Genomic DNA, 13,721 nt, shown 5'->3' with positions numbered 1-13,721 from the left:
CGGGGTCCTCGGAGTGGCGCAGCGGAGGGGACTCGCTCGGCACGGCGGCGCCCCGGTGACGAGCAGCGGGGGGCGGGCGTGCCGGCGGACGACCGGCCGAGGGCGCTCCTGGATCAGGGCGCGGCGGTCCGGTCGGAGAAGCGGGTCAGTCGGGCCGGGCGCTCGGCTCGTCGGCGCTGCCGACGACCGCGCCGGCGGCGCCGGAGCGGGAGAGGACGGCGGCACCGCAGACCGGTGCGATCGCGGTGGTGGGCAGGACGGCCACCGGGGTGCCCCACGCGTCCTGGCCGCCCGAGCCGGACGCGGCCGAGGACGAGGACGAGTGCGCCGAGGGCGCGCCGGGCGACACCGGGGCGGGCGGCACCGGGGCGGGCGGCACCGGGGCGTGCGGCACCGGAGCGTGCGGCACCAGAGGCGCCGGGACCGCCGGAGCGGGAGCCGGGACGGGCGACGGGGAGACGGGGACGTCGTCGGAGTCGACGGCCTGCGGGGGCACGGTCACCGCCTCGACGGGAGCGTCCCGGTCCGCGGCCGGGGTGGTGCGTACCGGCTGCTCTCCCGCGGACGCGTCGGCGTCCCCGGGGTGCGCCGGGGCAGGGGGTTCCCCGCCGGGCGCGGGTGCGGTGTCGGCAGGGACCGCGCCGCCGGCAGCGGGCGCCACCGGGCCGCTGACCTCGGCGGCAGGAGGCGTGAGAGTCCCCTCGGCGGGCAGGGGCGCCGCTGCGGTGGCGGGAGCCGCCGGGCCCTCGGTCTTCGGGTCAGTGGTCTTCGGGTCAGTGGTCTTCGGGTCAGTGGTCTTCGGGTCAGTGGTCTTCGGGTCAGTGGTCTTCGGGTCAGTGGTCTTCGGGTCGCCGGTCGCGGAGTCGCCGGTCTCCGGGTCCCCGGTCACCGGCGTCGATGCCGGGTCCTGGGTCGCCGGGTCCCCGGTCTTCGGGTCCCCGGTCTTCGGGTCCCCGGTCTTCGGGTCCCCGGTCGCCGGGGCGCCGGTCGCGGGGTCCTCCGGCGTCGCCGGGTCCGCGGGTGCCGTCGTCGGCTCCGCGGCCGGGTCAGCCGGGGACTCGGGTGCCGTCGTCGGCTCCGCGGCCGGGGTCTCGCCGGTCGGGGTGCCGGTGACCGGAGGCTCCACCGCCGGCGCCTCGACCACGGGCGCCTCGACCACGGGCGCCTCGACCACGGGCGCCTCGACCACGGGCGCCTCGACCACGGGCGCCTCGACCACGGGCGCCTCGACAGCGGGAGGGCCCTCGGGGGACACGACGTCCGAGGGCTCCGCGGCCGGGGGCACGGAGGGGTGCTGCGGGACCGCTGGCACAGCGGAGGACGGCCGCGTCGGCGCGTGGTCCTGCGCGCCGGCCGAGGGAGGGCCGCCGTCCGGCGAGCCACCCCGGGGCTCGGCGGCACCGGGCTCGATGGCGCCCAGAGCCGCACCGTGCGGATGGGACCCGGAGGAGACCGGGTCACCGCGGTGGTCCCCGACTGCGTGCGGGTGGAGCGGCACGGCCCCGGCGGGCGGCGCGACGGGGGCGGCGCCCGGGGCCTGCGCGGCGGCGGACCCCGCAGACACGACACCGGCCACCCACGCGGCCCCCAGGAGAGCGAGGACGAGGAGTGCCCGCCGAACCCACGACACGGGTCCGGTTCGACCAGCGGGGACGACGGAGGGTGACGAGACGCACTCGTGCACCAGCGCCACCTCCCGTCCCGCCGCTACCGTCCGCTCCCGGGCGCCCCCCGTCCGGGCGACGAGGTCGTCCGCGAACTCCCCCGTACCGCTTCTGACCGCACTGTTCGTCCACAGGCGGGGAGACGTCAACCACCTGCGCCGTGATATGCGTACACGCCGGGGGTTGGACCACGCAGCGTGATCAACTGACCGTGAACAGGAGCGTTCCCGGACGCCTTGGGCGTCACGGGCGGGGGCGGGCGACCACCGTCCCCGGGTCCAGGTCGGCCGGTGAGGTCGCCCCGGCCAGGGCCAGCACGTGCCGCAGGTCGCCCGCCAGCTCCTCCAGCACCGAGGTGACGGCAGCCGCACCCCCGGCGGCGAGCGCCCACAGCACCGGCCGGCCCACCAGCACGGCGTCCGCCCCGAGCCCGAGCGCGACCAGCGCGTCGGTCCCGCTCCGGATGCCGCCGTCGACGAGCACCGGCACGCGGCCGGCGACGGCGGCGACGACGTCGGCGAGGGCATGGGCGCTGGGCAGCGCGCGGTCGAGCTGGCGGCCGCCGTGGGTGGAGACGACGACCCCCGCCGCGCCGGCCTCGACACAGCGCAGTGCCTCGTCGCCGCGCAGCACGCCCTTCACCACCACCGGCAGGCCGCCGACCTCCGCCAGCCGCGCGACGACGTCCGGCGTCATGGACGGGTCCTGCTCCGCCGACTCCCGGCCCACCGCCCCGAGCACCAGGTGACGGGCCAGGTTGACCAGGTACTCGTCGTCCGGGACGTCGATGCGCACGCCGGCGACACGCTGCTTGCGGCCGACGTGGGGGGTGTCGACGGTCAGCACCACGGCGCCGGCGCCGGCCGCGGCGGCGCGCCGGACCAGCGCCTCGGTCAGGCCGCGGTCCCGCATCAGGTAGGCCTGGAACCACCACGGCCCGGACGCCGCCGCGGCGACGTCCTCGAGCGGGCGGGAGGCGCGGGTCGAGACGACGGTCAGGCAGCCGGCGTCCCCGGCGCCGCGCACGGTGGCGCACTCGCCGTCGGGGGTGGCCAGGGCGTGGAAGGCCATCGGCGCGACGACGAAGGGCGAGCGCAGCCGCGTCCCGAGCAGGGAGGTGGCGACGTCGACGCCGGAGACGTCGCGCAGGACCCGGGGGCGGAGCCGGAAGTCACGCCAGGCGGCCTCGGCCTCGCCGAGGGTCACCTCGTCGCCGGACCCGGCCTCGTAGTACTCCCACACCTCGGGCCGCAGCACGGTGCGCGCCCGGTCCCGCAGCTCGGTGAGCAGTGCCAGCACCGGGCCGAGCCTAGGTGCGCCGGTGCCGGGTCCGGTCCCTCCCGGACGCGACCAGGGGGACGGGCCGTCACGGGACGGCCCGTCCCCCCTGGGGAGAGCGGGTGCTGCGAGCCGGCGTCAGTTGCGGGCGAGGCCCAGCGCGTACTCGGTCCAGAAGGTGCCGGCCGCCGGGCCGCCGTTGCACTGCCCGTCGGACTCCCCCGGCCGCTTGATCCACAGGAAGGCGTCGACGAGGGACTCGCCGGTGGCGGCGGTGGGGCGCTCGCCGAGGGCCCGGCCGCCGGGGTTGCACCACTCGCCGCCGTTGGCCCCGTTGCCGTTGCGGCTGGTGTCGACGACGAAGTGCGCGCCGCCCAGCGCGGCCGAGATCGCGTTGCCGTAGGTCACGTTGGCCGGGGTGGTCTGGAAGTTCGAGACGTTGAGCGCGAAGCCGTCGGCCTCGTCGACACCCGCGGCACGCAGCCGCTCGGCCATCGTCCCGGCCGGCACCCAGCCGGAGTGCCCGGCGTCGACGTAGGTGTGCGTGCCCGGGTTGGCCTCGAGGGTCTGCACCGCCGAGCGGATGAGGCCGAGTCGCTGGTTCGCGTCGCCGCACAGCTGCGCCAGCGCGTCGGGCTCGACGACGACGACCGCCTCGGCGTTCCCGATGCCGGCGGCCACGCCCTGCACCCAGCTCGTGTAGGCCTGCGGCGAGGAGGTGCCGCCGGCCGAGTACCCGCCGCAGTCCAGGCCGGGCACGGCGTAGGCGACGAAGACGGGCACGGCACCGGCGGCGCGCGCCTCGGCGACCCGCTGCCGGACCACCCCGGTGACGTCGCGGTCCCAGGCACCGACCCACGTGGCGGTCGGGACGGAGGCCATGTCGGCGAGGAGCGCGGCGGCGCCGGGGTCGCGGCCCTGCAGCTGCGTGGCGGCCTGCGCGGCACCCGGGTTCGGGCCGAAGAAGCGGTCGCCGGCCAGCGGGTTGCCCGGCGCCGAGGAGCGGGCCTGCGTCCCGGCGGCGACGGGTGCCTGCGGCGCGGGGGCCTGCGTGGGGGCCGGGGCGGGCGTCGTCGGCTCGGGGTCCGCGGGGAGCGCCGGGGCGGGCTCCGGCTCCGGCTCCGGCTCCGGCTCCGGAGCCGGGGTGGTCGCCTCGGGCGCGGGGGTCCCGGCCGGCTCGGCGACGGGCGGGGGCGGCGTGGTCACCGGGGCCGGGGTCGTCTCGGGGGCAGGCGAGCTGTCGACGGCGACCGGGGCGCCCTGCGCGGCGTCCGCAGCGGTCGCGCCCTGCACGGCGCCGGTCAGCGGGGTGCAGCCGAACAGCGCGGGCGCGACGGCGGTGGCGGCGAGCACCGACAGCAGGCGGCGGTGCCGCGGGCGGGGCGGCGTCAGCGGCGCGGGCCGGCCAACACTGGAGAGCGACGATCCGAACACAGAGGGTGACGTCCTGGGCACGCACTGAAGGTAGGTGACCGCTTGCGTTGTGTCACCAACGAAGTCCAGGACCTCCCCGGACCTCCCCGGACCCCCACCGCAGGCCGCGACGGCGGCGGAGGGCTCGCAAAAGCCCGACAGGACGGGGAGGACCGGTCCGTTCCGGACGTCGCCCGGGTGGTCGTCAGGCGACCGGGTGTGGGCAAGCTCACACCTGTCGACCGTCAGCGACGGCGGCCCGACCCGGCTCCCAGGGCCCGGCGCGCGGGGATCCGCGAGACCCCGGGCCGGGGTGCGCGGTAGACCACCCGCGAGACGAAGATGAACCGCACGACGAAGGCCACACCGAGCGTGACGGCCTGGGCCAGCAGGGCCCACAGGTGCATCGTCTCGACCAGCAGGACCAGGAACGGCAACCGGAGCAGCGCCTCGGCGTTGTTGAACGCCAGGTGCTGGGCCAGGCGGCGGCGCCGGCTGTTGACGCCGTCGCGCAGGTCGCGGAAGACGAAGCGCTCCTGCAGGACGAAGTTGTGCAGGATGGAGACCTCGGCCGCGACGACGGCGGCGAGGACGTACCAGAGACCGGGCAGCGCGGCGACGAGCCCGGCCATGACCGCCAGGTTCACCAGCGTGCCCAGCGCGCCGACCGCCGCGAACCGGGTCATCCGCCCCATGCGCAGGCCCAGCATCTGGTAGGCGAACTGGACCCCGTTGCGCCAGGAGGCCTTGCTCTCCCCGGCCAGGCGGTCCTCGAAGGTGAAGGGCACCTCGCGGACCCGCAGGTCGTGCCGGGCCAGAATCTCCAGCAGGATCTTGAACCCGCGGGGCCGCAGCCGGCCGGTGTCGACGGCGGACCTGCGGAAGCAGAAGAAGCCGGTCATCGGGTCGGTGCAGACCCGGCCGACCCGCCGCGGGAAGCACGCCTGGGCCAGCACGGTGCTGCCGCTGGAGACCCACCGCCGGTAGGTGCCGGCCAGCCCCGAGGAGTCGCCGTCCCCGCCGTAGCGGGAGGCCACGGCCAGGTCGACGTCGTCGGCGGTCTCGCGCAGGTCGGGGACCATCTCGGGCGGGTGCTGCAGGTCCCCGTCCATCACGAGGACGAAGTCGCTGTCCGAGGCGCGGATGCCGGCGGTGACCGCGCCGGCCAGCCCGCCGACCCGCTCCTCGCCCTCCCGGTGGACCAGCCGGACGGGCAGCGGCGCACGCGCGGCCACCCGGCGGATCTCGGCGGGGGTGTCGTCGGTGCTGTCGTCGACGAAGAGCACCTCGACGTCGCGGTCGCCGACCGCCGCTGCCAGCCGGTCCACCAGCGCCGCGACGTTCCCCGCCTCGTTGTACGTGGGGACGATGATCGTGGTGTCGACCGCCGTGCGGGGCCGCGCCCCGGCTCCCGGTCCCGGGACGACCACCCGCGGGGAGAGGTCCGCCGTCGCACGGAAGTACCGGGGAGGTCGGGAGCGCATCGGTGTCCTCGCGAGCGGCCGGGAGGCGCCGGTCCTGCCCGGGGCGCCCCGCCGTCGGTCGCTGACGGCCCGTCGAGGATGCGTTCCCCTCCGGGTCACGGCAAGTGCGGGGCCACCCGTCCGTGCGCGGGACCCCGCGGGCCGCGTGAGCTCAGTCCTGCGCGACGGGCAGTCGGACGACCGGCGCGTCGAGGGAGAGGGCGTCGTCGCGGCGGCGCAGCCAGGCGCGGGGCAGCACCAGGCGCGGCGCGACGCCGACCAGGACCGACACCAGGACGGCGACGCCGGCCAGCGCCTCGCCGGACTCCTCCACGAAGGTCGCCATGGCCGCCCACTGCCCGCTGAGCAGGCCGGGGAGCACCGACAGGCCGACCGCAGCGGTGGCGTAGAGGCCCAGGGAGGTCAGCACGCGACGCCGGTCACGGCGCTCGGCGCGGCTGATGAAGCCCAGCACGGCCAGGACGAGCAGCGCGCCCAGCGCGCTGATCGCCACGGCACCGGCGGACGACGTGGCGGCGGTGAGCGCCTCCATGACGGTGACGTGCACGGTGCTGCCGGCCTTGACCACCGCGATGCCGGCGGTCACCGCGCCGACCGCGAGCCACCAGGTGCGGCGGCCGGGGTTGCGCGCGGCACCGGCGACGGCGAACAGCGCGGCGACGGCGAACAGCGTGGCGACGTAGACCCGCGGCAGCGACCACGGGGCGTCCATCGACATCGCGTGGGCGGCCGGGCCCGTGGTGCCCCGCAGGCGCATCGTGTAGCCGACGGTCTCCAGCGCGACCGCGAGGAACGCCAGGGCGATGCCCACCGGCGGCAGCGGCACCCGGCGGCGCGCGGGCCGTGCGGCGGGCGCGATCCGCGGGGTCAGCGGCCGCTCCACCCCGGTGCCGGGCGTCCGCTCGTCGGCCAGCCGGACACCCCGTCCCAGGACGACCCCGAAGGCCACGGCGACGACCACCCACGCGGCGAACCCGCCGACGATCCACGTCCACACACCCGGGTCATCGGCACGCAGCGGCCCGGACGTGACCGTCCGGTCACACTCCCGGGTCGGGTGGGGCGGACGAGGTCACCCGGACGGGTGGGACGCCGTCCGCCCTGCTCACGCCGAGGGGCCGCGCGCACCTCGTGGCGGCCCCGCCGTCCCCCGGGACGGCCGGCTACCCGGCGCGGCGGCCGAGCGCGCGGTAGGTCCACCCGGCTGCGGTCCAGGCCTCGCGGTCGAGGGCGTTGCGCCCGTCGAGGACGCGCCGGCTGGCCACGACCTCCCCGAAGGCGACGGGGTCGAGCTCGCGGTACTGCCGCCACTCGGTGAGCACCAGGACGGCGTTGGCCCGCTCCGCGGCCTCCTCGGGGGTGGCGGCGAAGTCCAGGTGCGGCCACTCGCGGCGGCCGTTGTCGACCGCCGCGGGGTCGGTCACCCGGACGACGGCGCCCTGCAGCTGCAGCTGGGCGGCCACGTTGAGGGCCGGGGAGTCGCGGATGTCGTCGGAGTCGGGCTTGAACGCCGCCCCCAGGACGGCGACCCGCTTGCCCAGCAGCGAGCCGTCGAGCACCTCGCGGGCCAGCTCGACCATGCGGATGCGGCGGCGCATGTTGATGTTGTCGACCTCGCGCAGGAACGTCAGCGCCTGGTCGGCGCCCAGCTCACCGGCGCGCGCCATGAACGCGCGGATGTCCTTGGGCAGGCAGCCGCCGCCGAACCCGAGGCCGGCGTTGAGGAACCGCCGGCCGATCCGGTCGTCGTGGCCGATCGCGTCGGCGAGCTGCTTGACGTCGGCGCCGGTGGCCTCGCACAGCTCGGCCATCGCGTTGATGAAGGAGATCTTCGTGGCCAGGAAGCTGTTCGCGGCCGTCTTGACCATCTCGGCGGTGGCGTAGTCGGTGGCGACCTTCGGCGTCCCGCGGGCGACGATCGGCGCGTAGACCTCGTCGAGCAGCCGCTCGGCGGTCCCGCCGTCGGGGCCGGCGGGCAGCCCGTAGACCAGCCGGTCGGGGTGCAGGGTGTCCTGGACGGCGAACCCCTCGCGGAGGAACTCGGGGTTCCAGGCGACCAGCGCACCGGGCACCTTGCCGCCGACGAGGTCGGCCAGCCGGGCCGCCGTCCCCACCGGGACGGTGGACTTGCCGGCCACCACCTCGCCGGGCTGCAGCACCGCCAGCAGCGACTCGACGGCGGCGTCGACGTAGCGCAGGTCGGCGGCGTACTCGCCGTGCTTCTGTGGCGTGCCGACGCAGAGGAAGTGGACCTGCGCGCCGGCCGCGTCGGCGACGTCGGTGCTGAAGCCGAGCCGGCCGGTGGCCAGGGCGCGCTGCAGGAGGTCCTCGAAGCCGGGCTCGTAGAAGGGGGCCCGGGCGGCGCAGAGCGCGGCGACCCGCTTCTCGTCGACGTCGACGCCCACGACCTCGTGACCGAGCTCGACCATGGACGCAGCGTGCACCGCGCCCAGGTAGCCGCAGCCGATGACCGAGATGCGCACCGACGTCCCCTTCCCCGACCACGGGCCGCTCCGACACCGAAGTGCACCACGACCGCCCGCGGGTCGCCCGCAGGACCCCCGTGTCGGGGGAACCGTCAGGGAGCGGGACGGACGGCGCCGCAGCGGCAGGCGTAGAGGCTCGCGCCGCTGAAGGCGTCCTCACCGGCCCAGGAGAACCGGTGCCACAGACACCGCCGGGCCGGCACGGGCCCGGCCGGACGCCACTCGCCGGCTCGGACCGGTCGGGGCTCTGCGGACATGGGCAGCATGGTGCCCCATCAGCGGTCCCGGTGGGGCGGCGCCCGGCGGGACGGCACTCAGCGGGGCAGTGCGGCCAGGTAGGCGTCGAGGGCGGTGCGCCAGTCGCGGGGCCGGAATCCGGTCGCCTCGAGCCGGGTGGTGTCGAGGACGCTGTTGCGCGGCCGGGGTGCCGCGCCGGGCTGGCCGGCCAGGTACTCGGCGGTGCTCACCCGGCGCACGTCGCGGGGGTCGCGGCCGCGGGCGGCGAAGACGGCCTCGGCGACGTCGGCCCAGGAGGCCGGCGGGCCCCCGCACGTCACGTTGTAGGTGCCGGGCGCGGCGCCCACGGCGAGCAGGTGCCCGACGGCGTCGGCCAGGTCGCCGGCGAACGTGAGCCGGCCGACCTGGTCGTCGACGACGGCCGGGCTGACGCCGCGGTCGGCGAGCGCGGCCATCGTGCGCACGAAGTTGCGGCCCTCCCCCACGACCCAGGTGGTCCGCAGCAGCAGGTGCCGGTCGACGGCGGTGGCCAGCCGGTCGCCGTCGGCCTTGCTCTGCCCGTAGACGCTCAGCGGGCGGACGGGGGCGTCCTCGGAGATCGGGCCGCACGCGTCCCCGTCGAAGACGTACTCGCTGGAGAAGTGCACGAGCGTGGCCCCGTGCTCGCGGGCGACGCTGGCGAGGGCACCGACGGCGTCGACGTTGACCGCCCGGACCGCGGCCCGGGCGGCGGGGTCCTCGGCGGCGTCGACGGCCGTCCAGGCCGCGGCGTTGAGCAGCAGGTCGACGCCGGTCCAGTCGTGGGCGGCGACGGCGCGGGGGTCGGTGAGGTCGAGGACCGTCCGGTCCAGCGCCCGCGCGCCGGGGAACCGGCGGAGCAGCGCGCGGCCGACCTGCCCGCGCGCCCCCAGGACGACGGCGGTCACTGACCGCGCGCGGCGTAGGCCGCCTCCACCTGGTCCTTCAGGGGCCGCCACCAGGCCTCGTTGTCCCGGTACCAGGCGATGGTGGCGGCGAGCCCCTCGCGGAAGTCGGTGTAGCGCGGGCGCCAGCCCAGCTCCTCGCGCAGCTTCGTGGCGTCGATGGCGTAGCGCAGGTCGTGCCCGGCGCGGTCGGTGACGGAGTCGAAGGCGTCGGCGGGCTGCCCCATCAGCTCGAGGACGGTGGCCAGCACGGTGCGGTTGTCGACCTCGCCGTCGGCACCGATGAGGTAGGTGTGCCCGGTCCGGCCCCGCTGCAGGACCTCGTGCACCGCGGCGTTGTGGTCGTCGACGTGGATCCAGTCCCGCACGTTGAGGCCGGCGCCGTAGAGCTTGGGCCGCCGCCCGTCGAGCACGTTGGTGATCTGCCGCGGGATGAACTTCTCGACGTGCTGGTAGGGCCCGTAGTTGTTCGAGCAGTTCGACAGGGTCGCCCGGACGCCGTAGGAGCGCACCCACGCGCGCACCAGCAGGTCCGAGGCCGCCTTCGTCGACGAGTACGGGCTCGAGGGGTTGTACGGCGTCTCAGGGGTGAACTTCCGCGGGTCGTCGAGCTCGAGGTCGCCGTACACCTCGTCGGTGGAGACGTGGTGGAACCGCACGTCGTGCCGGCGCACGGCCTCCAGCAGCGTGTAGGTGCCGACGACGTTGGTCTGCAGGAAGGGCCCGGGGTCGGCCAGGGAGTTGTCGTTGTGGCTCTCGGCGGCGAAGTGGACGACGGCGTCACTGCCGCGCACCAGGTCGTCGACGAGTGCGGCGTCGGTGATCGACCCGTGGACGAAGGTGATCGCCTCGCGGACGCCGGCCAGCGACGCCTCGTTCCCCGCGTAGGTGAGCGCGTCGAGCACCGTGACCTCGTACTCCGGGTGCTCCCGCACCGTCCGGTGCACGAAGTTGGCACCGATGAAGCCGGCACCGCCGGTCACGAGCAGGCGCACGCGCCCTCCTCACGTCTCGTCGGCCACCCCGTCGGCGGCTCGGTCCGATCCTCCCGCACCGGCCCGGTCCGGGCGGTCGTGCGGACGCGCCACGCCCCCACATGGGGGGATGGGCCATGTGTCAGTAGGCCCCGTCGCGGTGCAGCACCGCGCGGGCGGTGCGCCACAGGATCGCCAGGTCCAGGCCCAGGGACCAGTTCTCGACGTACCGGACGTCGAGCTCGACCGACTCGTCCCAGGACAGGTCCGACCGGCCGCTGACCTGCCAGAGGCCGGTGATGCCGGGCTTCACCAGCAGCCGGCGGTGCATGTCCGCGCCGTACTGCTCCACCTCACGGGTCACGTGGGGGCGTGGCCCCACCAGGGACATGTCGCCCTTGAGCACGTTGACCAGCTGCGGCAGCTCGTCCAAGGAGAACGACCGCAGGAAGGCGCCGACTCGGGTGACCCGCGGGTCGCGGCGCATCTTGAACTGCACGTCGTTGCCCTCGTTGAGCACCAGGAGGGCCTCGATGCGGGAGTCGGCGTCGGCCACCATGCTGCGGAACTTCAGCAGGTCGAACTCCCGGCCGCGCTTGCCGATGCGCCGGTGCCGGTACAGCGCCGGCCCGCGGCTCGTGGCGCGGACGGCGACCGCGACGGCGACGAGGAACGGTGAGAACACGACGAGCGCCACACCGGCGACGGCACGGTCGAGCAACGACTTGGCCAGCCGGCGCCAGCCGCGGAACTCCGGCTCCTGGACCTGGATGAGCGGGATGGTCGACGTCGGCCGGACCTGCAGCCGGTTGGAGGCGACCTCCACCAGGCCGGGGCCGACGAGGACCTCGATGTTGGTGCCCTCGAGCCGCCAGGTGAGGTCCCGGAGGTACTCGCCCGCGGTCTCACTGGCCGAGGCCACCACGACGGCGTCCGCCCGCGCGTCGTCTATGGCGCGCGCGGCGCCGGCCAGGGTGCCGATCACGGGTACGCCCTCGGCGCGGACGGCCACGGCGTCCTCGGGCCGGGGCACGCAGGCGCCGACGACCCGCAGGCCCGCGGTCGTGTCCCGCCGCAGGCGGCGGACCAGGTCCGCCACGGCGACGTCGCGGCCGAGGACGACGACCCGCTTGGTCATGAGGCCGCGGCGGCGGGCCGCGTGCAGCCGCCGCCGGTTGAGCAGCCGGCCCAGTACCGTGACGAGCAGCGCTGGCGGTGCCGCGACGAGCAGCAGCCGGTGGAGCAGGGGTGAAGGGTGCACCGCGGCGGTGACGCCCAGCGTGGTCGCCGCCAGGAGGCCGGCGAGGAGGACGCGGCGGTACTCGTCGTCCCCCGTACCGAGGCGGCGCTCGGCGTAGGCGCCGGCAGCCGACAGCAGGACGGGCCACGCCAGGCAGAGCAGGACCGCAGTGGGCACGGAGCCCACGGCGGTGCCGGACGGCACCACGGCGGCGAGCGTCAGGCCGCCGACGACGGCGAGCAGGTCCCCGACGGCCAGCGCCAGCGTGTAGGACACCAGCCACTCGGGCGTCCTGCGGCGCCGGGCGGAGAACGGGTCGTAGACCGGCCGGTCGAGGAGCGGTCCGGGGAGGCGCTCCTCCGCGCCGGTCAGGGACAACGCCCGCACCGGTCGTGGTGCGTCGTCGCCCGGCGTCGGCGGCACGGTGGTACTGGCGGTCACGCTGGTCCTCCCCTGGTCCCCGTGTCCCCCGGCGGCACCGGCGGGGACGTGGTCGTCGCCGCCACCATCGGCGCCAGAGGACCCGGACCTGAGGGGCCGCGGGGATCGAGGGGGCCCGGACGTCCCTTCTCCATCCCGATGGGGGAGCCCGGCGGCCAGGGGTGACCGACGGTCACGACCTCGGGGCCGCGCCGTCGCGCCGGGTCGTCCCACCCCACGGGGTGGGACGAGGAGCGGAGAGCGCCGGTCCCTCCCTAGCCTCGGGGGGACGACCAGCCACGGGGGGCACTGTGAGTGACGAACGGGACGGCGCGCGGTCCACGCTCGTGGTCGACGAGCCCGCCGCCGAGGTGCGGCCGCGCCGTCGTCGGCGGGGGCTCCGGCGCCTCCTCGTCGCCCTCGCGGTCCTCGTCGCCCTCGTGGTAGCGCTGGCGGGTGGCGGGCTGTGGTTCCTGACGCAGCGCTACGCGGGCAACATCGAGCGGGTCACCGACGTCTTCGCCGGTCTGGACGAGGAGGCTCGGCCCGCGCCGGCGACGCCCACCGAGGAGGCCGCGGACGAGCCGGTGACCTTCCTGCTGGTCGGCACCGACAGTCGCGGCACCACGGCCGAGGGCATCGCCGAGGGCGGCCGGTCCGACGCGGTGATGATCGCCCGCTTCTCCGGCGACCGGCAGCACGCGCAGCTGGTGTCGATTCCGCGTGATTCGTGGGTGGACGTCCCCGGCCACGGGATGGGCAAGATCAACTCCGCGTACGCCCTCGGTGGGCCACCACTCCTGATCCAGACGGTGGAGCAGGTGACCGGCGTCCGCATCGACCACTACGTCGCCATCGACTTCGAGGGCATCACCGAGGTCACCGACGCGCTGGGCGGGGTCGACGTGGTCGTCGCCGAGACGACGAGCTGGGGGCCCTACACCTTCACTGCCGGCGTCAACCACCTCGACGGCGATCGGGCCCGCTGGTACCTCGGGCAGCGCTACGGGCTCACCGGCGGCGACTTCGACCGCGTGCGCCGTCAGCAGCAGTTCATGGAGGCGGTGTTCACCCAGTTGTCCCTCTCGGGAGTCCTGGCCGACCCCGGCCGGCTCGACGCGGCGCTGCTGGCAGTGACCAGCGCCGTCGCCGTCGACGACACCCTGGGCGACGCCGACCTGCTGTCGCTCGCGTACTCGATGCGCGACCTGCGGCCGGAGGCCGTCGACTCCTTCACCGCACCCGTGCTCGGCACCGGCACGGAGGGATCGGCCAGCGTCGTGTACCTCGACGAGGTCGCCGGCGAGCACATGTGGGCCTACCTGCGCAACGACTCGCTGTGGCAGAACGCCGACGAGTTCGGCGACCAGGCCCTGCCCGACGTGCCCCGCTGAGACTCTCCTCCCCCACCCGTCACGGACACCTCAGCGGCCTGCCGGATCGCACCCGGGAGCGACCAGGATGCGGTCGTGGCTTTCCTCCTCGGGTCGACGTGGCTGGCGCTGCACGTGCTCGTCGCCGAGCACGGTTGCGTGCTGGTGACCGTCGCCCTGTGCGGGATCACGCCGGTGGAGGCGCTGCTCCGCCGCACGGTGGCCTGAG

11 protein-coding genes are annotated in these 13,721 nt (G+C 76.0%); 2 read left to right on the top strand and 9 right to left on the bottom strand.

From position 1 onward, the window contains the following. Nucleotides 1–145 precede the first annotated feature (145 nt). The 9 genes from BM165_RS07050 to BM165_RS07010 all read right to left on the bottom strand — a co-directional run bounded on the left by BM165_RS07050 (nt 146) and on the right by BM165_RS07010 (nt 12,140). Entirely contained in the window at nt 146–1,219 is a 1,074-nt protein-coding gene (locus BM165_RS07050) for a hypothetical protein (RefSeq protein WP_143108071.1), read from the bottom strand. Nucleotides 1,220–1,907: 688 nt separating this feature from the next. Continuing rightward, nucleotides 1,908–2,963, bottom strand: a complete 1,056-nt coding sequence (locus tag BM165_RS07045; protein ID WP_075012819.1) for an alpha-hydroxy acid oxidase — start codon at nt 2,961–2,963, stop codon at nt 1,908–1,910. A gap of 117 nt (nt 2,964–3,080) precedes the next feature. Further along, nucleotides 3,081–4,376, bottom strand: a complete 1,296-nt coding sequence (locus BM165_RS07040; protein WP_075012818.1) for a glycoside hydrolase family 6 protein — start codon at nt 4,374–4,376, stop codon at nt 3,081–3,083. Between the two features lie 224 nt (nt 4,377–4,600). Further along, entirely contained in the window at nt 4,601–5,839 is a 1,239-nt protein-coding gene (locus BM165_RS07035) for a glycosyltransferase (protein ID WP_083427143.1), read from the bottom strand. Nucleotides 5,840–5,990: 151 nt separating this feature from the next. Next, nucleotides 5,991–6,836 (bottom strand): hypothetical protein, encoded by an 846-nt coding sequence (locus tag BM165_RS07030; RefSeq protein ID WP_075012816.1) that lies wholly within the window; start codon nt 6,834–6,836, stop codon nt 5,991–5,993. Nucleotides 6,837–7,002: 166 nt separating this feature from the next. Beyond that, on the bottom strand, nt 7,003–8,322 hold the full coding sequence (locus BM165_RS07025) for a UDP-glucose dehydrogenase family protein (RefSeq protein ID WP_075012815.1): 1,320 nt from the start codon (nt 8,320–8,322) through the stop codon (nt 7,003–7,005). 317 nt (nt 8,323–8,639) lie between these two features. Next, nucleotides 8,640–9,488, bottom strand: a complete 849-nt coding sequence (locus BM165_RS07020) for an SDR family oxidoreductase (RefSeq protein ID WP_075012814.1) — start codon at nt 9,486–9,488, stop codon at nt 8,640–8,642. Continuing rightward, a complete protein-coding gene (gene rfbB, locus BM165_RS07015; RefSeq protein ID WP_075012813.1) occupies nt 9,485–10,480 on the bottom strand; it encodes a dTDP-glucose 4,6-dehydratase in 996 nt (331 codons plus the stop codon). Before rfbB ends, BM165_RS07020 begins: the two co-directional genes overlap by 4 nt. Before the next feature lie 121 nt (nt 10,481–10,601). After that, nucleotides 10,602–12,140, bottom strand: a complete 1,539-nt coding sequence (locus BM165_RS07010; RefSeq protein WP_143108069.1) for a sugar transferase — start codon at nt 12,138–12,140, stop codon at nt 10,602–10,604. Between the two features lie 290 nt (nt 12,141–12,430). On the opposite strand from BM165_RS07010, the gene BM165_RS07005 reads away from it, so the two are divergent. Then, a complete protein-coding gene (locus BM165_RS07005; RefSeq protein ID WP_083427142.1) occupies nt 12,431–13,513 on the top strand; it encodes an LCP family protein in 1,083 nt (360 codons plus the stop codon). A 75-nt stretch (nt 13,514–13,588) separates the two neighbouring features. Further along, the gene (locus tag BM165_RS26020) at nt 13,589–13,720 is read left to right on the top strand and encodes a hypothetical protein (protein ID WP_280140690.1); all 132 of its coding nucleotides are present in this window, start codon (nt 13,589–13,591) and stop codon (nt 13,718–13,720) included. Nucleotide 13,721 lies beyond the last annotated feature (1 nt).

This window comes from Geodermatophilus obscurus (genome assembly GCF_900115395.1).
Taxonomy (GTDB): Bacteria; Actinomycetota; Actinomycetes; order Mycobacteriales; family Geodermatophilaceae; genus Geodermatophilus; species Geodermatophilus obscurus_B.
The sequence above is the reverse complement of the archived record's forward strand: the minus strand, read 5'-3'. Positions and strand labels throughout refer to the sequence as shown.

What these genes read in the sequence shown, in the direction of transcription:
- BM165_RS07035 (WP_083427143.1), bottom strand. Translation starts at nt 5,839, where the DNA reads ATGCGCTCCCGACCTCCCCGGTACTTCCGTGCGACGGCGGACCTCTCC.